Below are 20628 nucleotides of genomic sequence, written 5' to 3' on the forward strand. Positions count from 1 at the left end.
AACGTCGAGGTGCTCTCCAGCGACGGCATGTCCATCGAAATGCGAGACACCGACGAGGACGTCTTCCGCGCAGCGGAAGAGCTCGGCATCGACCTCTCGCGGCGCCCCAATGAAGGGGCCATGAACGTCGACGACATCTAGGCGGTAAACCACCGGCCCGAGGGCCGCCCGTCGGGGCGGCCCTCGGGCCGGTGTCATTCCACTTTCTCCCAGATCGAGACGTGGCCGCGGCTTTCACTCGTGAACGGTTCCCGCGTCCACCCGGCCCATCGCGCGCGCAGCCGCAGCCCGCGCAGCCGCGCCATCAGGTCGAGCTCCGCCGGCCACACGTACCGGAACGGAATCGATCGATACTCACCGCGACCGTCGATCACCTCGACATAGTTCGAGCTCATCGTCTGCGTGGCGACGTCATAGAGGTCGAACGCCCAGCTGGTCGAGCTCGTGTGGAGCGGCACCACGTTCTGCCCGGGCGGCAGCCGCCGCAGATCGGGCAGTGCGACCTCGATGACGAGGCAGCCACCGGGCTCCAGCTGCGCGGCGGCGTTACCGAAGCACGCCACCTGTTCGGCTTGGGTGGTCAGGTTCATGATGGTGTTGAAGACCAGGTAGACGACCGAGAACGTCCCGTCGGCCCGGGTCGTCGCGAAGTCGCCGATCGTCACGCCGATCGCGTCGCCACCCGGCTTGGCGCGCAGCCGCGCCACCATGGCATGCGACAGGTCGATGCCATGGACCACCACGCCCCGGCGGGCGAGCGGCAGCGCGATCCGCCCCGTCCCGATCCCCAACTCCAGCGCCCGGCCATCGCCGGCCAGCTCCGCCAGAACATCGACGGCCGGCTCCACCACGTCAGGCTCGAACATCTCGGCCGACGACTCGTCATACGTGGCCGCCACACGCTCTCCGAAGTAGCCATCCGGATCGTCCATGACCGGACCGTATAGCCGAAGATCAAGACACCGCGTCGTTTCAGTCGAGCCGGCGGATTTCGACTGCGGCGAGCCGCCGCCGCAGGAAGGCCCGCTCCCGCTCGTTGCCCACCACCGCAGGCGCGCGCGACGGTACGCCTGCGCCGCCGCCGTTCGGCGCCCGACCGACCGGTCCGGACGGCATGGGTGGAAGCGCTCGAACGTCCCGTCGCAGGACCGCCAGCCCGGCCTGCGCGCCCCTCTCCATGCCGATCGCGACCGAAACGTCCAAAAACTTCGCCATTCATGTCGAGGACGCGGTCAGCGCTCCGACCACTCCCTGAAAGCGCCCCACGAGGGGCCTACCAGAGGAGCACGACCATGCGGAAGATCATCCACTACGTTCACGCCTCGCTGGACGGCTACATCGAGGGCCCGAACGGCGAGTTCGACTGGCCCACCATGGGACCGGAACTGTCGGCCTACTCCTTCAGCCATATGGAGCGGGTTGACACCTTCCTCTACGGCCGCCCGGTCTGGGAGATGATGGCCGGCTACTGGCCGAACGTCGAGTCCATCTCCGACCATCCCCACGATCTCAAGTTCGCCCCCGTCTGGCGACGTACTCCCAAGGTGGTGTTCTCCCGCACGCTGCGCGAGCCCGGCCACGGTGCGCGGGTCATCGACGGGGCGAACCTGGTCGAGCAGGTCACCGCGCTCAAGGCCGAGCCGGGCAAGGACCTGCTGCTGATGGGCGGCGCGTCCGTGGCCGCCGAGCTCACCGCTCACGGCCTGATCGATGAGTACGAGGTCGTCGTGCACCCGGTCGTTCTCGGTGGCGGCAAGGCGTTGTTCCCCGAATCCAAGCGGTTCGATCTGCAGCTTGTGGAGTCGCGGACCTTCGACGATGGGGTCGTTCTGCTGCACCACCGACCCGCCTCCCACTGACATCGGGCGGCCAGATAGCTCCCCGCTAACTGGCCGCCAGGGAAATCCCTGAAGGCGCTATCCCCGTGTCACGAACGGCGGATGCAGCAGCGCATGTGCCTGCGCGACATCCTCGACGTGTCCAACAGAGCAGCGGAACACCTGCTGAACGCCGGTGACAGAGAGGGCGCTCGGCTGCCACTGGCGATCTCCGCTGTCGCCCGCCAGGCCCGTTCCCTCTGCACCCCGGTCCGAACTGTGCATGGGCACGGCCGCCGCGTCCATGATCGAGGCTGTCGAGTCCTGATCACAACGAGCGGCCGACGCCGGTGACCACCGTCGCCTCACCGGAAGTCGCTGGCGTGGTCGACCGTCCATGTGTCGAAGCTGATCGCTGGGCGGCCCAGGATCTCCTGGACGGTGCGGGTCGCCGGTGAGTTCCCAGCGGCTGCGTCGTCGAGGAATTGCAGCACCGCCTCGGCTTCCTTCGCCGGCATGAACCGCGCGAACTGTCGCATCGCGGCATCGCGAGACAGTTCGCTCACCGGGATCTGCCTGCCGACGGCGCGGCCGATCGCAGCGGCCTGCTCACGCTGGGAGAGCTGAGCCGGACCGGTGAGCAGTCCGCTCACAGTGGTGGCGCCGGTCAGCGCTGCGAACGCGACGGCGGCGACGTCCCGCTCGTGGATCGGCGCGGTCAGCGCATCTGGCTGATACAGCGCGAGGCTCGCGGTGGCGCGGATCTGGTAGGCCCAGGCCAGAGCGTTAGTGGCGAGCACGAGGGGACGGATCGGCACCACCAGCACGTCCGGGGCGGCAGCGAATGCGGCCTCGACCTCGCGGTGCTTCTCAGCGATGGCGTTGCCCACTGAGGTGGGATGGATCACGCTTCCCGAAGACAACAGCACGATGCGCTCCATCCCAGCGGAGCGGGCAGTCTCGATGACACCGTCGACGCCGTCGTGGTTGGCATACAGGAACACCTGCCCGGCCCCCTCGAACGCCGGGGAAAGACTTGCCGGGTCGGTCAGGTCTGCCGCGAACACCTCGACGCCGTCCGGGAACTGACCAGACTCGGGACGCCGGGCGGACGCGCGGACCGGGACGCCCTCGGCCGCAAGCTGCTGGAGAACGAGCTTGCCGACGCTCCCGCGAGCTCCCATGACCAGGGTGGGCTTGTGATCGAGACTTGCCACGGCCGGCTCCAATGCGCGTAGTCACTACGCGCCATGGAGGCCAGATCGGCCGGCAGGGCGTTCCGACGCAGCACCCCGCTACCGGCAACCATAACTCCATGGCCCAAGGGGCGGAACGGCAGTCCAGCCGTGACAACCTCGCGCTCAGCGAACGCCACCCGACACCAAGGCGGCCGTTCAACTCTGGAGCACTACCCGCGAGGCTCCCTGAGGTCTTTTCATCGCTCATCATCAGAATCGGGTGCTAGGAACCTATTCAGCAGTGCTTTCCGAGCGTTCGCCGAGGTGAACGAGGACGGTGTCGGCGACCTGGGCGAGGACGTGGAGCTGTTCGGGCGACAGGAGGTCGATGAAGTGCCGCCGGACCGACTCAACATGGCCGGGGGCCGCGTCCTGGATGGCGCGCAGGCCCTCCTCGGTGAGCACGATCTCGGTGCCGCGGCCGTCGTCGGCGGTCTCTTCACGGATGACCAGCCCGCGTTCCTCCATGCGGGCGATATGGCGTGAGAGGCGGCTCTTGGACCACAACATCCGGTCGGCGAGCGCGGTGAGGCGCCAGCGGTGCGGCTCCGTCGAACTCAGGGCGGACAGCACGTCGTAGTCGGGCGTGGACAGCCCCGAGTCGCGCAGCAGGTCACGGGCGACCTCGGCGTCCAGGAGCAGGCGCATCCGGCGGTAGCCGATCCAGGCCCGCTGCTCGTCGTCGGTCAGCCAGCGCGGTTCCACGGGCTCACCCTAGACACTTGTTGACATGTAAACAAGTGTGCGTCTACGTTCTGGTTTACATGTAAACCAGATGGAGGCCTCGATGTTCGGAATCGATCTCACGTCGTCGGCCGATGGCGATCCGGCACGGGACGCGCGGGAGGCCGAACAGCTCGGCTTCGACTTCGTGTCGTCCTCCGACCACCCCTGCGGAACCGAACCCACCCACGAGACGTGGACGATGCTGACCTGGGTCGCCGCCGCGACCTCGCGGATCCAGATCGCCACCCGCGTGCTGGGAGTGCCGTACCGGCCACCCGCGATGGTCGCCAAGATGGCCGCCACGCTCGACCGGACGGCTGGCCGACGGCTGGATCCCCTCACTCGGGTTCGCGCCGCCGCAACAGGCGGTCGTCATGCGTGACCGAATCCTGCGCGCGGCGGACGCGGCCGGCCGCGAGCCCAGCGAGATCACCTGCGTCTACAACGTGCCGATCCCCGATCTCCGCGACGTGGACGCGGCCATCGAGCAGCTCCTCGGGTACATCCGGCTGGGCTTCACCTCACTGAACTTCATGCCGGACGGGCCGGACCCGCGCGCCCAGACCGAACGTCTCGGCCTCGACGTGCTACCCGAATTGCGAACTGAGATTAACCGCAGGTCAGAGGTGGCGCGTTGAATGCTCCGCGCTCACCACAGGGCCCCAGGAAGGTCCGAGGTGCCCCTGGCCGCGGTACTCAAGCATTTGGTCAGGATGTCTGGTGGACCAGGCGACGTGTCACCGCGGCCCACGAGATGTGAGCTTCGGAATGCACCGGCAAGCGCTCGTATTATTCCGCTGTCGTGGTCATCCCGAACGGGTGTTGTTAAGGCTGGTCATCGGGGACGAGTGTCCTTGGATCGGCGCCGTTGCTCCGCCCCATCGGCATGATGCCGCTCACCGCCGGGGCGCGGGCGTCGAACTCCCCGACGCCTATCTCCGGGTGTACGGCCCGCTCACAGTGGTGGTCCTGACCCTGGCGGGGTTGTCATCGGCCCTTCGGCGCCGTCATCCCCGCTGGCTGGGCCAGCAGACTCGAAACCGCCACAGCCCTCCGCGGCGAGTAGCTGGTCCGGCGCCGTCCGCCCTTGGCGCCGGGCCGGGCCCACGCCTGGTCACGCTGGTGGGTGAGGGGTCGGGCGGCGCACGGTCCCGATGACCTGAGACGAGGAGAAGAGTCCCGCGTAGCGGGAATCGAAACTGCTTCCCGGGTTGTCTCCCAGGAGCACCAGGTGGCTGTCGGGCACCGTTGTTCCGGCGACGGAGGTGACTTGGGGAGGGACAGGATCACCGGCTACGGCAGCGACCCTCTTCACCATCCACGCCGCCCCGTCGACCCGCGAGTGGGCGGTGCCCGCGCGGGTGGGGCGCTTGACCAGGACCACATCCCCGACGCCGACCTTCGCGTTCCGTCTGACCAGGATCCGGTCACCGTCGCGATAGGTCGGTTCCATGCTCCTGCCGCGGACGGTCACGGCGATATGATCACGCCTCAGCCGCAGTACGGCCATGGCGCCCGCGAGCGAGAGGCTCAGTGCCACAACGCTCGCGGTCCACGCCAGGCGTTCAGGGAAGAAGACGATCGCGGCTGCTCCGGCCGCGGCCGGGACGGCACCGGCGAGGGCCGGCCGTGCACATCTTCGCGCCTTGTCGGTACGGGGACGCACATGCTCCTCCGTGTCATCCGGAATGGGCCTGATAGCCCGACGCCTGCAAGGTGAACAATCTCGCGTACTCTCCCCCGTTCGCGATCAAGGACGAGTGCACGCCCTGCTCCACGACCTTGCCGCCGGACAGCACGACGATCACATCCGCGTCGCGGACCGTCCACAGCCGGTGTGAGATCAGCAGGCTGGTCCGTCCGGCGCGGTGACGAGTGAGGGACTCATGGATCTCGTACTCGGCCTCGGGGTCCAGGCCGGACGAGGGTTCGTCGAGGATCATCAGATCGGGTTGCTCCCGCATGAGTGCCCGCGCCAGTGCGAGTCTCTGCCACTGCCCGCCCGACAGCGTGACTCCGTTGCGACCGGTGAGATCTGCCTTGAGGTGGAAGATCCGCGTCAACGGCGTGTCATAGCCCCAGGGCAGCCGGCTGAGAGCCTCGTGGATGCCAGCGTGTTCAGCGGCCCGCTGAACCGCGGCGGCGTCATCTCGCCTGGCCACGTCGCCGAGGGCGATGTTGTCGGCGGCGGTCATGTCGTAGGTCATGTAGTCCTGGAACACTGCCCCGATGCGCCGCCTCAGCTCGCCCGGGTCGACCTCCCGGATGTCCACCCCGTCCCAGAGGATGGCGCCGCGCGTGGGGTCATAGAACCGGCACAGGAGCTTGACGATGGTGGACTTCCCCGCTCCGTTGAGTCCGACCAGGCCCAGCGCCTTGCCGCGGTCGATGTGCAGGTTCACTCCGCGCAGCACCCAGGGATGCTCCGCAGAGTAGCGAAACCAGACGTCGCGCAGTTCGATGCCGCTTCGGAGCGCAGGCACATCGCGCGGCCGCGTCGAGACCGGGAGCTCTGGGCCGCCGCGGGTCACCGCCACATAGTGCTGGAACATCAGCAGAGCATGGTGGGATCGTGCGACGTCGCTGGCCAGCGCCGCCAGAGCCGCCTGCACACCGGCTACCGCGGCGATGAACAGGGCGATGTCTCCAGGTGAGATCGTCCCGTTCTGGGCGGCCCGCACCGCCCAGAGCAGCCCGGCTCCGGCCAGCGAGGCCGCGAGGAATCCCAGCAGCGTCTGGACGGCGACGTCACGACGGTCGACGATCCGCTTCTCGGCGTTGGTGCCGCGGCGCTCGTCCAGCATGCGCTGCCGAAGAAAATCGCCGACGCCGAACAGCCGGACCTCCTTGGCCGCCTGGACGTCAGCGAGCAGGCCGCTGTAGAAGAACTCGCGCCTCTCCGCGGGGCTGACCTTCCACATCAACCGCGCACGCTGCCGCGACAGGGAGATCTCAGCGACCAGGATCGGTACGCCGCTGGCCAGCAGCAGGACCATGACTACCGGGCTGACCAACAGCAGGGATCCCAGGAAGCCCAGAATGATGATGAAGGCGCGCACCAGGCCCAGGGCGCCGTCGAGAAGCTGAGTCGGAGTTCCACTGACCTGCTGCGCCAGGCGCAGCCGGTCGAGGAATTGAGGATCTTCGAATCGCCCGAGCCCGACGAGGCTCCCGACGGCTCTGAAGAGCCGGTCCTGGGCGACCATCCCGACCTCGCGCTCGATCTCCGCTTTCATGTACTGCAGGAGGTGGGGCAGTACCGCAGAGACGACGCCGACGATCACCAGTCCGGAGCCGATCGCGATGAGATCGGCCAGCGGCGCGCCTCCGGTCAGCTCGTCGAGTACGCCTTTGGTCAGCCACGCGGCGAGGATGGGCAGTACGCCGGTGGACAATGTCATCAGCGTGTAGAGCGGAAGCCCGATGGGTTTGGCCTCGAACGCCTGCCCGCCGGCGACGGTGATGGCCGTCCTGCGACCCGTCACCGCACACCTGAGAGATCGAGCCTGACGTTGTTGTCCGCGATGACGACACGACCGTCGCCGGTGACGGCGACACGGACGAGCGTTGGGAAGGCGGTCACCTCGAACGCCTTGCTGAGCGCTCCGGTGTGCTCCTCCACGACCACTTGGGAGACCGGCGCCAGGTCGGCCACCATTTCCGCCGTCGATTCCGTGCTTCCGAGGGCAACGGCCAAGACCTGGTCCCGTCCGCTCGGCAGTTCCTTCGCGTATTGGATGAAGCCGGGGATCTTGTCCAGGCACGGCGGACAGTGCGGCGACAGGAACGCCACGACAGAGTCGTCGAGAAGTGACTCCCTGCTGATCGGATCACCGTCGACGGTGGTCGCCGCGAAGGTGCCGACCTCCTGGCCCACCGCGATCGCGGGCGGGCCTTCGAACACATCGGAGGTTCGCCGCACCGCTTCGGCGTTTCTGTTGACCCTTCTGATGACGCCGAGCATCAGGAGCAGGTTCAGGATGCCGACACTGATGGAGGTGATGCCCCAGTACATGTGTTCTCCTCGGTTCGTTGCCGATGTCAGGGAGGGCGGGGCCATGTCCCGCCCCGGGCGGACCCGGGTGCGAGACATGACCGTTATCGGGACCTCAGAAGCGAGGAGCTAGTTGGCGCAGGAATTGCAGCCCCTGTCGACCCAGTAGCCCGACCCGTCGTTGCACTTGTAGTACTGCATCAGCTTGTCGAACCAGGCCCCGCAAGGGGTGCAGTAGCTGGTGTACCACCAGCAGTTCGCCGCGTCCGCGGTCACGGATGGCGCGACCATCCGCGCCACTCTCTCGGTCATCGACTTCGCGATTCCATTCATGCCTTCTCTTCCCTTCCAGTTGTGAATCGTGATGTGTTCCTGTCCGATCACATGGATGCTTCGCTGGTCACCATCGAATGGCACCCTCCTTTCCTCATCGCTGCGGCGCGAAGAATTCGGCCATGTCGTCCAGCCGGACTATGAGCAGCACCGCCACGCCTGCCAGGGCGCAGGTCGAGAGCGCGGCCGCCGCGTCCACTCCGGCGATGGGGTGGATCAGCTCATGCATGAGCGCGGACGACGCAGCGGCGAGCAGGACGATGTTGCGCACGATGTGGCGCCTGCCCATCGGGCTGCCTTGACCGGCGCCGAGGCACCGGCAGGCCACCTGTATGCGCCGCTTCCCGGAGAAGACGATCAATACGGTGAAGGCGAGGAGCAGGACGCAAGCAGAAGCGGTTCCCGCAATGCGGAGCGTCACCGCGTACTCCCGGAAACGTGGACTCACCCCGGCGAGCAGGGAGGTCACCAGCAATGCGGGGATCGCGCCTTCCGCCACCACCACCAAGGCGGCGGTTCGAACGGCCCACCGCTGGGGGAGGATTCTCACCGCTTGCACGGACGCGACGAAATCCGCGAAGTATCGCCTGGTCCAGACCTTGGATGCGCTGGAGACGCAAAAGACGAGTGCGATGAGCACCTCACATCCCAGTGCGGCGTTCGTCAGCATGAGTCCTCTGTCGGGTCGTCGGCAGGTGATCGGTTCGACCACATCGACATGGTGCGTTCTGACCCATCGAGACGACAGGGACGTCAGTGCACGGTTAGGGGGCCATGCGTGCACGCCTGACCGCATGTTGCGCCTGGCATCGTCGAATGAGCGGCGTGCCAGGCGGGTCCTAGCGCCAGTGGTGACCGCCATCGCTGTCCTGGGAGAACGGGGATCTAGCGATGGACCGAGGCCGCGACTACAGGGGCTGGGACCGTCCTAGGCGAGGTCCGCCCGCACATGGTTGCAGTCGTCGATGCTCTGGCGCACACGGTAGTCGGCCGGCGTCGTGCCGAACTCCCTGCGGAACACCCTGCGGAAGTGGGACGGATCCGTGAGGCCGCAGCGGGCGGCGATCTGATGGACCGGCAATGCGGCAAGGGCTGGATCCGCCAGATCGCGCCGAGCCCGTTCCAGCCGCCGCCAGCGGATGTGCGCCGCGACCGTCAGACCGGTTCCGGAGAACACCTTGTGCAGATGGCGCAGCGAGATCCGGTGGGCGTCGGCGATCATCTGCGGTGACAGGTCCCGGTCGGCCAGGTGCGCGTCGATGAACGCCTCGATCCGGAGCCGCAGGGTGCGGTGGCCCGCCCCTGCCGCCAGACCGTCCTCGCCCAGGCGACTGGCCAGTACTGCCGCGAGCAGGTCCACCGTCACCGGCCCCAGCAAGGTGTCGTCGGCCGGCGTGGTGTCCTCGGCGGCGGAGAAGAGGCTCAGCATGTGCCGCACGAGCAGACCGCCCATACCGGTTCCGTCGAAGGCGACCCCGGTCAGCGCGTCCACCTTCTTCTCCGGTAGCGGCAGCAACGCACGCGGCACCTGCATTCCCATGTAGGTCACCGCATCAGAGGCGGTCAGCAGCCGGTCCCGGCACGGGACACTGGAGTTCTCCAGGAAGAATCCGCCCGCACGATGCGACCCCTCCACCTCGTCGTGGACGAACCGGCACGCGCCGTCCACGACCACGTTCAACCGGTAGATGCCGGGATCGGACCGTTTCACCTGCCTGCTCGTGCGGGCCGTTCCGCACACCGGCGAGGTGATCACCGAGACCATCACCGTTCCCAGGTCCACCGCCCGACGGACCGTGAAGAAGTCGTCCGTGCTTTCGCTGGCGACTCGGCAGGCCATCGGCGCCTGCGCGTTCTTCTCCTGCCATTGGGCGAAACGGTGCTCGGGCGCGACGTCATGGTTGTCGTATCGCAGGACCGCCACTGGACGTACCTCCACAGGATGGGACCCAACACACCCAAAAGACCATGGGGCTTCCAGTACCGTCAATGAGGTCCTCAAACGTATTTACGGGTGCTGTCAAACTAGACCTAATGGGCCATCGTAATTGCGAGTAGTTCTTGCTGAGGGAGTGATTTCCTGTCAGCGCGGTGAGCTGCTCTTGGCGGCGCTTGTGGTGGACGCGGTGGTGTTCGCGTGCGCGGTAGAAGCGCCAGTATTCAGGGAAGCTGTCGTTGGCGACCACGGTGCGCAGTTTCGACGCGCGAAGCGGGTGAACAGGTCGGCGATCTCGATCCGGTCGGTAATCAGGGTACTCATGGGCACCACTTTCGTTGGTTCAGCCAATATTGGCGTCGCCAACTATATCCGTTGGTGGTGCCAACAATGAAGTCACTGGGCCGCGTGAAAGTGATTTGAGGGGCACGCGAAGTAGAAGTGACGACCATCCCCCGGAGGTGCCCATGCCAGATCCAGCGGAAGGGGCGGCAGCGTGACCGCCCCATCCGACACGGCCCCGACGGACGCGGAGCTGCTCGCCGCGTCCGTCCGCGACGGCGACCGTTTCACCGCCGTCTACGACCGGCATTACGCCGACGTCCACCGCTACGTCGCCGGACGCCTCGGCCCGCAGACGGCCGACGACGTCGTGGCCGAGACCTTCCTTGCCGCGTTCCGCGGCCGCGCCGCGTTCGACCCGTCCCGCGGGTCGGTCCGGCCCTGGCTGTTCGGCATCGCGACCAACCTCATCGCCCAGCACCGTCGCGCCGAGACCCGCCGCTACCAGGCGCTCGCACAGGTCGGCGTGGACCGCGACCCCGACGGCCACGACGACCGGGTCGCGGCCTCGGTGTCCGCCGAACGGCTCCAGCCGTCGCTGGCCCGCGCGCTCGCCGCGCTGTCCCGCAAGGACCGCGACGTCGTGCTGCTCAAGGCCCTCGCCCAGCTCACCCACGAGGAGATCGCCGACGTCCTCGGCATCCCGTACGGCACCGTCGGCTCCCGCCTCAACCGGGCGCGCAAGAAACTGCGCGCCGCGCTGCACACCGAAGGACTGTGACCATGGACGAATTCCAGACGATCGCCACGATGCTGGACGAGCCGCCCACGCCGGAGTCCGAGGCGGCGGTCCGCCATCGCCTCCTCAACGGGATGCGCGAGCCGGAGCGGCCGGCGCGCCGCGCCTGGCGCCGTCCCGCCCGGTGGAGCGGCTTCGGCCTGGCCGCCACCGCCGCCGTCGTCACGGGAGCGGTCGTCCTGTCGTCCGGAACCACGCCGCGCGCGCCTGATCCCGGCCGCCGAACCACCGCGCGGCCGATGTCGGCGCAGACCGTGCTGCTCACCGCTGCCGGGCACGCCGAGACCGCACCTGCCACCGGCAAGTACTGGCATGTCCTGAGGGTGCAGTCGCGCGCCATCCACAACTCGCGGAAGGGGTACTGGATGCTCGGGCGACAACTGATCGGGCAGTGGAGCCGCCCGGACGGCCGGTCCTGGACGGGATACCGGGGACTTGGCGCCGTGCCCATGTCCGCCAGGGACGCGCCCGCCTTCCAGCGGGACGGCTCGCCCGACCCGGCCCCGGTCTCCCCCGCGCTCGTCAAGGACGCCGGCACGAAGACCTTCCTGGTCTGCGACAGGGCCATGACGTTCAAGCAGGTCCAGGCGCTGCCGACCGACCCCGGCAAGCTGCGGGGCGCTCTGAGGCGGGCGATCCCGCGCGATCACCCCACCGCCGGCCGGACCGCGGACGAGGTCGTGAAGAACTGCGTGACCGATCTGCTCAGCTTCGTCCCCGCACCGCCGAAGGTGCGCGCCGCCGCCTACCGGATGCTCGCCGCCATGCCCGGGGTCACCGCCATGGGCGAGGTCACCGATGAGCGCGGACGCAGGGGATTCGGGCTGCAGGTGCGGGTCCTGCGCGGCGTCGCCGACACCATGATCATCGACCCGGAGTCCTCGCTCGTGCTGAGCACGTCGCGCACCGTTCCCGACGTCCCCGGCAAGGTCAGCAAGATGCTGTACCTGCGGGCCGGCTGGACCGACGACGCCCCGAAGGTCCCTGCTCTCCCCTGAAGAGTTTGTGGCGGGGTCGCCCTTATCGGCGCTACCACGCCGCCTGGGCTTGGCCTGGTGGGTGAAGGCCGACGCTGTCGAGGTAGCTCTCTAGGGTGCCGAGGTCGGTGGTGTCGACGACGGCCGCGACGTAACCGTCGGGGCGGACGAGCACCCATTGCTCGGACGACAGGCCGTAGATGCTCTGGACATTGCCCGTGTCGACGATGTCGCCTCGGGCGCCGATGGTGTGGACGTGCAGACCTGCGCGCGGTGCCGGGGCGGAAGACTTCACGTCGTGGCCGAGCAGGGTCCAGTGGGGTCCTTGGAAGAGGCTGAAGAGGCGCGTCGGAAGCCCGCCCGCCCCGGTCACGGGCGCGTCCGGCGCGCGGTCGCCGGGCAGCACGCCGTGGTCGCGTCCTGGATCGGTCATGCTCAGAGGCGACTCCAGATAGCCGAGATCGAGCTGGCTTACCTCGCGGCCGCGGCGGTGGTCGCGATTCTCGGCCGCTTCGAGCAGCCGCGTCGAGAGGCCGAGGACCGCCTCGGCGATCGGCCGGCGTTCCTGCTCGTACGAGGCCAGCAACGATTCCGGAGCGCCGTCCAGGACGGCGGCGAGTTTCCAGCCGAGGTTGTAGGCGTCCTGGATGCCGGTGTTCAGGCCCTGCCCGCCGGTCGGCGGATGGACGTGCGCGGCGTCCCCGGCCAGGAGCACGCGTCCACGCTGGTAGGCGTCGGCCAGCCGCGCGTTCATCTCGAAGGCGGACGCCCAGGACACCTCCCTGATCACGACGTCGGACCGGCCGGTGCGCTCGCGGAACAGCGCGGTGAGTCCCTCGGCCGACAGGTCGACGTCGACGTCGAACGGGATCGGGCATTGGTACTGGAACATGTCGGTGCCATAGAGCGGGCACATCGACATCTGCTGCGCGGTGCCCTCTCCCCAGCGGTGCCACGCGTCCGGTGAGACGCCGTAGACCAGCACATCGGCCACGATCGCCCGCACGCCGAGCGTCTTGCCGGGAAACCCGACGCCGAGGGCCTTGCGGACGAAGCTCCGGCCTCCGTCGGTCCCGATCAGATACCGGGCGCGTATGGCTCGTTCGCCGTCCGGGGTGGCGATCCGCGCGGAGACGCCGTCGGCGTCCTGATCGAAGCCGACGAGTTCGTGGCCGTAGCGGGGGGCGTGGCCGAGCTCGGCGAGCCGTTCGCGGAGCCGGCGTTCGGTGAGGAACTGCGGGACGAGCAGCGGGATCTGGTACGGCTCGGCCGGCGTCGGCTCCGGCATCACGATGACGGCCTCGTCGACCGGACCGTCGTCGGTGTAGACGCGCTGCACGGGGTACTCGCCCCCGGACGCGACGATCCGGTCGATGACCCCGAGGTCCTCGAACACCTCCTGGCTTCGGGGCTGGATGCCCTTGCCGCGGGAGCCGGCGAACGGCTGCGACGCCTTCTCGATCAGCAGGAACCGCACCCCTCGGCGGGCGAGGTCGATCGCGAGCGTCAAGCCGGCGGCGCCGGCGCCACAGATGATCACGTCCGGATTCGCAGCGTGTGCCATGGGCCAGCTCTCCTTCGGTCGCGCCAATTGTGTGTGTTTCGCACACAATATGGTTGCGAGAGAGCAGCGTCAAGGGGCGCTGAGCATGCGTAATACCAGTACAACCCCTATAAGATCGTCAGGGTCCGATCGATGAATTCCGTGCGTGACACACGTTCATTCCCCTGAAAGTGCTGGTCGCGCCGGGCGACCTGCCGCGGGCGGGCCGTCCCGGCGCCGGTACGCTCACGTGGACACGTTCACCAGGCATCGCCAGAAAGGCGGCGGCGGCGAGTATGACCACCAGACGCCGGCAGGTCGCCCTGCGTCATGTGCACGAATCGATGGTCGATCTGGTCGCGGTCATCAACGCGCCGCAGCTGGACGAGATCATCCTCCGGGAGGCGGGCGTCACGCTCGATCGCCCGCTGTTCCCGTTGCTCGTGGGGATCCAGCGGTTCGGGCCGATCGGCGTTGTCGAACTCGCGGAGCGGGCCGGACGAGACCACACCACCGTGAGCCGGCAGGTGGCCAAGCTCGCCGGGCTCGGCCTGGTCGACCGGCGTCCGAGCCCGGTGGACCGGCGGGTCAGGGAAGCGGTGATCAGCACCGCCGGCCGTCAGGTCACGGACGCGATCGACGCGGCGCGGCACCGGCTCAACAGTCCCGTTTTCGCCGACTGGAGCGACCGGGACCTCTTCGCCCTTGAACGGTTGTTCCGCCGGTATGTCGACGACCTGGTCGCCTTGGCCGAGACCTCAAGGGAGCAAGGCGGGACGACCTGACGGACGTCCCGCCTCCGGCACCGCGAAGCCGACTGCGGATCGTCTCGTCGCTCACTCGGTGGCGGGGGGCTCGGAGTTCTGTGCCGTCGGGCCGGCGCGGAGGCGGCCTGTTCGGAGGTGGCCCGTCCCGGGCGGCCGTCCGGGGAACGCGGTCGTTACCAGGGCGCGGGCTGGGGGATGTCGGGGCCGCCGGTGTGCGCGTTCGGGATGTGGTTCTTGGCTCGGCAGGCAGCGATCGGATGCAGTCCTGTGAGCAGGCGTTGACCAGCAGCGGCAAGACGTCGGTCGCCACGCCCAGGGAGATCCAGGCCTGATGGAGTGCGCCTTGGCCGATGGGCCCGTCGCAGACGCTGCAGGAGTGGACGGCGGTCGCCCCCCAGACGGCCGGGTCCAGATCGGACAAGTCGGCCGGAACCTCGGGGGCGTGGAGCTTGGGGAAGGGCGACCGGTACTTGTAGTTGCCGTAGATCGCCCGCGTGCTGACCGTGCTGTCGCGCAGGTGCCGGCACCTGACCAGTTCGTAGGGGAACCAGTGCAGCCGGTACGAGGTGTACGGGGTGAACTGCTCAAGGGCGGTCATCGCGCCGATCTCCGGCGGGATGCACACGAGGTTGCTGCCGTACAGATGCAGCCGCTTGACCGCGGTCAGCTCGGCGATCGTGGGCGGCAGGGTGATGATCTGCCTGCGTTCCGCCGCGCTCATCTCGGCCAGCGGCCGGAACTCTTCCCTGCCGTCGGACGCGGCTTCTTCGATCAGGTCGAGGAGGCGACGCCAGCCGGGGGCCGAGGTGTCCTGCTGTTCGGGGTGGAAGCGGGTGGGTTGCACCGGCCCACTGCGGAGGCACGTGCAGCTGTCGCTCGCGACGGTGCCGGCTTCGGGAAACCGGTTGGTGAAGACCTGCGGCTCTTGATCGGCTGCCATGGCGGCAACCTACGGGACCGCCGGCCGCGGTGGGGCGTGTTCCCCAGCCGTGATCGACATGTGTCGAGCCGCGAGCGCGGGTTTGCCTTGCCGGTGAGGACGTCCGGCGGGCACGGGACGGCCCTGGTCGGCAGGTAGACGACCGAACGCCGCGACCGCGCCGCCAGCAGCCACAGCGCACCCACCAAGCGCCCCTCCAGACGGTCCACGGTGAAGTCGAACCAACCGTCTTCCTGACGCAACGAGGTGTTCTTCAACGAACGGGCGGGCGTGATCACGCGGTACTCGCGTCCGCCCAGCCGCACCCGCTGAACGGCGATCCTCACCCGCCGGTCACCCGGCCACATCCCGTCTGCCGCCATCCGGCAACCCTAAAGATGACCTTGATACGCGGCCAGCCATTTAACCGCCACCTGATGTCTGCTCAACCCTTCGAACGAAGTGACACGTCGAGGACGTCGCCTCGTCCACTGTGCTCTTCACCGAGATGCACATGACGTCTCTGTCGACCGCGTCCTTGACCGTGGGCGGATGGTCTGGACGGCCTTGCGGGCGGTCGGCGGGGTTGCTCTCGCGCCCGGGCGGCTCGACGCCCGGCACCACGGATGCTGGTGATCGAACTTGAGGTGGTGGAGGGCAGTCGCCGTCGCCGTCGCCGGCGGACGGGGGGCCGGAAAGTTCTTGGAAGAAAATCCGGGAGGCGGTGTCGGGTCGGGGTGGTCTTGTTCGTGGCAGGGGTGAGGCCGGCCACGACGGGCGGCGCCAAGACGGAGGAACCGCGATCATGAAGCTGACGACCGTGACTCAGGTCAGCATCGACGGAGTGACGCAGGGAAACGGCGGCGCGTCGGACGAGGATCGCGGGAACGGATTCGAGCGCGGCGGATGGGCCCTGGGAATCGTCGACCACGCTCACCGATCCGGCGTGGTCGAATACGACCGTGCTGTCCGGAGATGTCGCTGCCGCCGTCCGGGAACTGAAGGCCAAGCCGGGGGGTGAGCTCCAGGTGCACGGCAGTGGCATCCTGACCCGGTGGCTGCTGAAGAACGATCTGGTGGACGAGATGATGCTGCTGACCGTCCCGGTGGTCGTCGGCCAGGGCGCGCGGCTGTTCCCCGACGCGGGCCCGGATCTCGCGCTCGACCTGGCCGAGTCGCGCGTCGACTCCAAGGGCGTCACGATTCAAGTCTTCCGGCCGGCCGGGCGCCCGCGGTACCGGCGGGCGGCCTGAAGTCCCGACCACAGGAGATGATCTTCAAATGCGGTATCTGGTTTCCGTGATCGATGACAAGAACGATCCCGGCAGAACCGACAGGCAGCCCGCCATCAGCGCGTTCAACGAACGGCTGATCGCCGAGGGCCACTGGGTCTTCGCGGGCGGGCTCGCGGACACCGACACGGCCACGGTCGTCGACAACCGGGGCGAGCAGGCGGTCTTCAGCGACGGGCCCTTCGTGGAGTCGAAGGAGTACCTCGCCGGCGTCTGGGTGTGGGAGGCCCCCGATCTGGACGTCGCGCTCAAGCTCGCCGCCGAGGCTTCGAAGGTCTGCGACCGGAAGATCGAGGTGCGTCCGTTCCAGTGAGCGACGTCGACGAGGCGATCACCCGGGCCCACCACGAGGAGTGGGCCCGGGTCGTCGCCGCCCTGACCAGGCGTTTCGGTGACCTCGACATCGCCGAGGAGGCGGCCGCCGAGGCGTTCGCGACCGCCGTCCAGCGGTGGCCGGCCGACGGCGTGCCGCCCAACCCCGGCGCCTGGCTGACCACCACCGCCAACCGCAAGGCCATCGACCGGATCCGCCGCGAGAGCAAGCGCGACGACAAGCACAAGGAGGCTCAGAGGGTGTACGACGACGACCCGCCCGAGCCTGCCGGCGCCATTGACGACGACCGGCTCCGGCTGATCTTCACCTGCTGCCACCCGGCGCTGGCGATGGAGACCCGCGTGGCGCTGACGCTGCGCATGGTCGGCGGCCTGACCGTGCCCGAGATCGCCCGCGCCTACCTGGCGCAGGAGACCGCCATGGAACGGCGGATCACCCGCGCGAAGGCCAAGATCAAGGCGGCTCGCATCCCGTACCGGGTGCCGTCCGCCGAAGACCTCCCGGCTCGCGTCACCGGCGTCCTCGCCGTCCTGTACCTGGTGTTCAACGAGGGCTACCTGGCCACCAGCCCCGACACCGACCCCCTCCGCCACGACCTGACCGCCGAGGCGATCCGGCTCACCCGCCTGATCCGCGCCCTGCTGCCGGACGACGGCGAGGTGGCCGGGCTGCTGGCGCTGATGCTCCTCACCGAGGCCCGCCGCACCGCCCGCGTCTCGTCCGGCGGCGAACTGGTCGCCCTGGACGAGCAGGACCGCGGCGCCTGGGACGCGGCGCTGATCGCCGAGGGGCACCGGCTGGTGCGCGAGCGCCTCGCCGCGGGGGTCGCTCCGGGCCGCTACCAGATCATGGCGGCGATCAACGCCGTGCACACCTCCGCCCGCGACATCCGCGACACCGACTGGTCGCAGATCCTCGCCCTCTACGACCAGCTCGTCCGCCTCGACCCGTCGCCGATCATCGCCCTCAACCGGGCCATCGCGGTCGCCGAACTCGACGGCCCGGACGTGGCCCTGGCAGCCGTCGACCGTCTTGAAGACAAGCTGGCCGACTATCACGCCTACCACGCCACCCGCGCCGACCTGCTACGCAGGCTGGGCCGGAGCCAGCAGTCGCGCGCGGCCTACGACAAGGCCATCGAACTGGCAGGCAACACCGCCGAAACCGCCTACCTAACCCGCCGCCGAGACCAACTCCAGTAGCACCCGCCGCACTCCCGATCGCCCCTGCGCCGCGCGCAGCGCCCGCCGGGGGCGCCGTGCCGACACGTCCCACAACCCGTCGCGCCGCAACAGCCGACTCCGAGCCACCGACTCCGCGGTTGCCGGCCCCGAGACAGCCGACTACCTGTGCGAAGCGCGCCGCCTGCTCATCGCCAGCGAGTACGACAAGGCGATCGGCGTGGCCCGCGAGGCCCTGAGCGGATCAAGGCCATGGCCCAGTGGCCGGACATCACTGGGAACGACGACCTGCAGCAACACAGCCAGCAACAGCGCGCTGGAGGGCGATCTTCAAGGCCTCGGGCGCCGGGCACGCTGACGAGGCGACCGAGGACTTCGTCTACAGCCGGGCTGAAGCTGAGGTCCTCATCGGGATCGCTGGTGTGTCCAGTTGGTTCTGAGGCAGAGTCGGGCCTTTGACCACGCTGCCTCAGCTAAGTGGGCTTGTTTACGCATTTCACAGGCTCGCCGGTGCCGGCCAGAACGTCGCCTAGGCGTTGCCTGGTCGTCGCCGTTCGTCGGTCAGCCGATGGCAGGGGCGGCGCTGACGGCCGGGGTTGGCGGCGGGAGGGGGTGCGCCGACGGTTCAGGCGTGTGAGAACTCCAGGCGGACGGGGTCTTTGGCTGCCAGGACGATGACGGTGCCGGTTTTGCGCGTCCAGGTGTCGGAGATGAGGAAGTAGCGTCCGCCGGTGTGGTCGAGCAGGCGAAGGCCGGTGTACTTGAAGCGATAGGTGCTCTTGTCGTCGGGCAGGGGCAACTCGGCGACCCCAGGTGCGCTGAGGTGCAGCCGCTGTGGGCTATAGACCGTCACCTTGGTGAGGGCGCGAGGGTTGACCTTGTCGGCGAGGTTGTTGCCGAGCACGGTCGCATAGTGCGAGGTCCCCCAGAACAGAGCGAACGCGGCACTGAGCGCCACGAACCCGCGAAGCAGCGTCTCGCGGACGGGCGGTGTGCCCGCGATGTGCGCTCGGTAGTAGGCCAGCAGGATGCCCGCGCCGATGCTGAACGGGAAGGCGATGTAGGCGAACGCTTTCAGCGCCGGGACGAACCCCAGCACGTAGATGACCGCTGGCAGCAAGAGCCATGCCAGCGAGAGCAGGCGCAAGATGACAGCCGTGAGACGCCCGGGAGTCTCCATCCGGCGGGTCAGCCACCGGTCGAGGGCGATCCACACGAAGCCGCCGAGCGCGATGATCAGCAGGAGTACCAGGACCTGCCCGACGCTGCGGAGCACGTAGTCCCTGGTCGACATCCCCAGGATGCTTTCGTTGATGCCCAGGCGCTTGGCCATCACGTCGCTGCGCTGCCAGCCGAAGTAGACCAGCATGGCCGTGATGACGGTGGCATTGGCCAAGATGGCGGTGACCCACCGCAACAATCCCGAATGTGGCGACTCACCCGCAGGTTCGTCGGGCGTCGTCATCCGGTGGCCTCGACGGAGGGTCCCTCGGACGGCGGCTCGGTGGGCGGGGGCGGCTCGGTGGGCGGCTGTGAGGGCGGGGGCTCGGGCGTGGAGGTCTCTCCCCCTGGTGACGAACCACCGGGACTGGGATCGGTCGGGCAATCTCCGAACGCCGAGACCGGCTGCCGTTTGATAAGGCTCGCCGCGGCCCGATACAGGAAGCACATGAACTGGGGCTCGGTGGGTTTGCTCAGCCCCGCGAACGCGCTCTTGGCATCGGCGCCCCTGCGCTCGCACAGCGCGATCCCCACCCGCAGCAGCAGCATCGCCTCCGGACTGGGTGGCGCCACCGAGTTCGGAGCCTTGGCGAGTTGCGCACGTGCCCCGGCACAGTTCCCCGTTTGCAGGGCCTCATAGACCAGGCCTGACGAGGCGTTCACACCGGTATTGCCCACGGGCAGTTCCAAGGGCCCGTAATCGGTGTCTTCTCCACCGTCGCCGGCGCCTGGGTTGTTGCCGCCGCTGTTCTGGGGCGTGTTCGCGCCCGGTTCGTCCGGATCACCGCCGCTGATCGCGCCGCTGCCGCAACCGCAGGCCATCGCCAGAATGAGTGCTGCCGCCAGAGTCCGTCCCCGGGTAAGGCCCATCGTTCCCCTCGGGTTCCGCCGTCAAGTCAATGATCCCTTTCGGAACAGCGCAGCGGTATCGAATTTCGCCGCCGCGCACGGCCGGTTACGGACAGAGCAAGCCCGGCAACAGCCTGTCGAGCCAATGCCTCAAAGAATTGCGGCAGGGAACCCCGCCGCCTACATGCAGCTGCCGCCTGGTTTCTTGCAACTGGCGCCCGGTCCGGCCCAAGGGACACCAGGGCATCGCCGAGCCGTGCGCGGCGGGTGTCGTTGGTGGGCGTTGTTGTGGTCGGGTGCCAGCCTCTACCGGAGGTTTCCCAGCCACGGCCTTCTCCTTCCGCGAGGATCTTTCGCTGCGGACTTTGTAGCGACCGAGGAGTCACAGCACGGTGCCAAAAGTTGTGACCCGGCTGTGAC

The 20628-nt window shown here is 68.4% G+C and carries 23 protein-coding genes; 9 read left to right on the forward strand and 14 right to left on the reverse strand.

The window, feature by feature from the left end:
• Nucleotides 1–194 precede the first annotated feature (194 nt).
• Entirely contained in the window at nucleotides 195–932 is a 738-nt protein-coding gene (locus ACGFNU_RS32270) for a class I SAM-dependent DNA methyltransferase (RefSeq protein WP_392599766.1), read from the reverse strand.
• Between the two features lie 40 nt (nucleotides 933–972).
• Nucleotides 973–1215, reverse strand: coding sequence for a hypothetical protein (locus tag ACGFNU_RS32275; protein WP_392599768.1), 243 nt, complete (start codon nucleotides 1213–1215; stop codon nucleotides 973–975).
• Between the two features lie 77 nt (nucleotides 1216–1292).
• Here ACGFNU_RS32275 and ACGFNU_RS32280 point away from each other — a divergent pair, with 77 nt between their 5' ends.
• Nucleotides 1293–1859, forward strand: a complete 567-nt coding sequence (locus ACGFNU_RS32280) for a dihydrofolate reductase family protein (RefSeq protein ID WP_392599770.1) — start codon at nucleotides 1293–1295, stop codon at nucleotides 1857–1859.
• A gap of 323 nt (nucleotides 1860–2182) precedes the next feature.
• On the opposite strand, the gene ACGFNU_RS32285 is transcribed toward ACGFNU_RS32280, so the two are convergent.
• Nucleotides 2183–3034 carry an NAD(P)H-binding protein gene (locus ACGFNU_RS32285; protein WP_392599772.1) on the reverse strand — a complete coding sequence of 284 codons (852 nt, stop codon included), beginning with the start codon at nucleotides 3032–3034 and terminating at the stop codon, nucleotides 2183–2185.
• A 252-nt stretch (nucleotides 3035–3286) separates the two neighbouring features.
• A complete protein-coding gene (locus ACGFNU_RS32290; RefSeq protein WP_392599773.1) occupies nucleotides 3287–3760 on the reverse strand; it encodes a MarR family winged helix-turn-helix transcriptional regulator in 474 nt (157 codons plus the stop codon).
• Between the two features lie 82 nt (nucleotides 3761–3842).
• Here ACGFNU_RS32290 and ACGFNU_RS32295 point away from each other — a divergent pair, with 82 nt between their 5' ends.
• A complete protein-coding gene (locus ACGFNU_RS32295; protein WP_392599775.1) occupies nucleotides 3843–4163 on the forward strand; it encodes an LLM class flavin-dependent oxidoreductase in 321 nt (106 codons plus the stop codon).
• A complete protein-coding gene (locus ACGFNU_RS32300) occupies nucleotides 4156–4419 on the forward strand; it encodes a hypothetical protein (RefSeq protein WP_392599777.1) in 264 nt (87 codons plus the stop codon). Before ACGFNU_RS32295 ends, ACGFNU_RS32300 begins: the two co-directional genes overlap by 8 nt.
• Nucleotides 4420–4895: 476 nt before the next feature.
• Here the strand turns inward: ACGFNU_RS32300 and ACGFNU_RS32305 are convergent, their stop codons facing one another.
• The 7 genes from ACGFNU_RS32305 to ACGFNU_RS32335 form a co-directional block, all read right to left on the reverse strand.
• Nucleotides 4896–5447: a S26 family signal peptidase gene (locus ACGFNU_RS32305; protein ID WP_392599778.1), complete on the reverse strand. Its 552-nt coding sequence runs from the start codon at nucleotides 5445–5447 to the stop codon at nucleotides 4896–4898.
• A gap of 13 nt (nucleotides 5448–5460) precedes the next feature.
• Nucleotides 5461–7266, reverse strand: coding sequence for an ABC transporter ATP-binding protein (locus ACGFNU_RS32310; protein WP_392599780.1), 1806 nt, complete (start codon nucleotides 7264–7266; stop codon nucleotides 5461–5463).
• Nucleotides 7263–7796 (reverse strand): TlpA family protein disulfide reductase, encoded by a 534-nt coding sequence (locus ACGFNU_RS32315; RefSeq protein WP_392599782.1) that lies wholly within the window; start codon nucleotides 7794–7796, stop codon nucleotides 7263–7265. Before ACGFNU_RS32315 ends, ACGFNU_RS32310 begins: the two co-directional genes overlap by 4 nt.
• A gap of 108 nt (nucleotides 7797–7904) precedes the next feature.
• Complete coding sequence (locus ACGFNU_RS32320) at nucleotides 7905–8087, reverse strand: hypothetical protein (protein ID WP_392599784.1); 183 nt, start codon at nucleotides 8085–8087, stop codon at nucleotides 7905–7907.
• A gap of 115 nt (nucleotides 8088–8202) precedes the next feature.
• A complete protein-coding gene (locus ACGFNU_RS32325; RefSeq protein WP_392599785.1) occupies nucleotides 8203–8778 on the reverse strand; it encodes a MauE/DoxX family redox-associated membrane protein in 576 nt (191 codons plus the stop codon).
• 258 nt (nucleotides 8779–9036) lie between these two features.
• Nucleotides 9037–10032 carry a helix-turn-helix domain-containing protein gene (locus ACGFNU_RS32330; protein WP_392599786.1) on the reverse strand — a complete coding sequence of 332 codons (996 nt, stop codon included), beginning with the start codon at nucleotides 10030–10032 and terminating at the stop codon, nucleotides 9037–9039.
• Between the two features lie 159 nt (nucleotides 10033–10191).
• Nucleotides 10192–10368, reverse strand: a complete 177-nt coding sequence (locus ACGFNU_RS32335) for a hypothetical protein (RefSeq protein ID WP_392599787.1) — start codon at nucleotides 10366–10368, stop codon at nucleotides 10192–10194.
• 172 nt (nucleotides 10369–10540) lie between these two features.
• Here ACGFNU_RS32335 and ACGFNU_RS32340 point away from each other — a divergent pair, with 172 nt between their 5' ends.
• Both ACGFNU_RS32340 and ACGFNU_RS32345 read left to right on the forward strand, forming a co-directional pair.
• Nucleotides 10541–11107: an RNA polymerase sigma factor gene (locus ACGFNU_RS32340; protein ID WP_392599788.1), complete on the forward strand. Its 567-nt coding sequence runs from the start codon at nucleotides 10541–10543 to the stop codon at nucleotides 11105–11107.
• Nucleotides 11108–11109: 2 nt separating this feature from the next.
• A complete protein-coding gene (locus ACGFNU_RS32345; protein WP_392599790.1) occupies nucleotides 11110–12123 on the forward strand; it encodes a CU044_5270 family protein in 1014 nt (337 codons plus the stop codon).
• Nucleotides 12124–12154: 31 nt separating this feature from the next.
• Here ACGFNU_RS32345 and ACGFNU_RS32350 read toward each other — a convergent pair whose 3' ends face one another.
• Nucleotides 12155–13666 carry an FAD-dependent oxidoreductase gene (locus tag ACGFNU_RS32350; RefSeq protein ID WP_392599792.1) on the reverse strand — a complete coding sequence of 504 codons (1512 nt, stop codon included), beginning with the start codon at nucleotides 13664–13666 and terminating at the stop codon, nucleotides 12155–12157.
• Between the two features lie 275 nt (nucleotides 13667–13941).
• On the opposite strand from ACGFNU_RS32350, the gene ACGFNU_RS32355 reads away from it, so the two are divergent.
• The 4 genes from ACGFNU_RS32355 to ACGFNU_RS32370 all read left to right on the forward strand — a co-directional run bounded on the left by ACGFNU_RS32355 (nucleotide 13942) and on the right by ACGFNU_RS32370 (nucleotide 18159).
• On the forward strand, nucleotides 13942–14430 hold the full coding sequence (locus ACGFNU_RS32355; RefSeq protein WP_392599794.1) for a MarR family winged helix-turn-helix transcriptional regulator: 489 nt from the start codon (nucleotides 13942–13944) through the stop codon (nucleotides 14428–14430).
• Nucleotides 14431–16293: 1863 nt separating this feature from the next.
• Nucleotides 16294–16584 (forward strand): dihydrofolate reductase family protein, encoded by a 291-nt coding sequence (locus ACGFNU_RS32360; RefSeq protein ID WP_392599796.1) that lies wholly within the window; start codon nucleotides 16294–16296, stop codon nucleotides 16582–16584.
• A gap of 28 nt (nucleotides 16585–16612) precedes the next feature.
• Nucleotides 16613–16936 (forward strand): YciI family protein, encoded by a 324-nt coding sequence (locus ACGFNU_RS32365; RefSeq protein WP_392599798.1) that lies wholly within the window; start codon nucleotides 16613–16615, stop codon nucleotides 16934–16936.
• A complete protein-coding gene (locus ACGFNU_RS32370) occupies nucleotides 16933–18159 on the forward strand; it encodes an RNA polymerase sigma factor (protein WP_392599800.1) in 1227 nt (408 codons plus the stop codon). The genes ACGFNU_RS32365 and ACGFNU_RS32370 overlap by 4 nt, the downstream gene beginning before the upstream one ends.
• 604 nt (nucleotides 18160–18763) lie before the next feature.
• On the opposite strand, the gene ACGFNU_RS32375 is transcribed toward ACGFNU_RS32370, so the two are convergent.
• The gene (locus ACGFNU_RS32375; protein ID WP_392599802.1) at nucleotides 18764–19555 is read right to left on the reverse strand and encodes a hypothetical protein; all 792 of its coding nucleotides are present in this window, start codon (nucleotides 19553–19555) and stop codon (nucleotides 18764–18766) included.
• Between the two features lie 44 nt (nucleotides 19556–19599).
• On the reverse strand, nucleotides 19600–20229 hold the full coding sequence (locus ACGFNU_RS32380) for a hypothetical protein (RefSeq protein WP_392599804.1): 630 nt from the start codon (nucleotides 20227–20229) through the stop codon (nucleotides 19600–19602).
• Between the last annotated feature and the right edge of the window lie 399 nt (nucleotides 20230–20628).

The sequence above is a fragment of the Spirillospora sp. NPDC048911 genome (assembly GCF_043198015.1).
GTDB lineage: Bacteria > Actinomycetota > Actinomycetes > Streptosporangiales > Streptosporangiaceae > Spirillospora.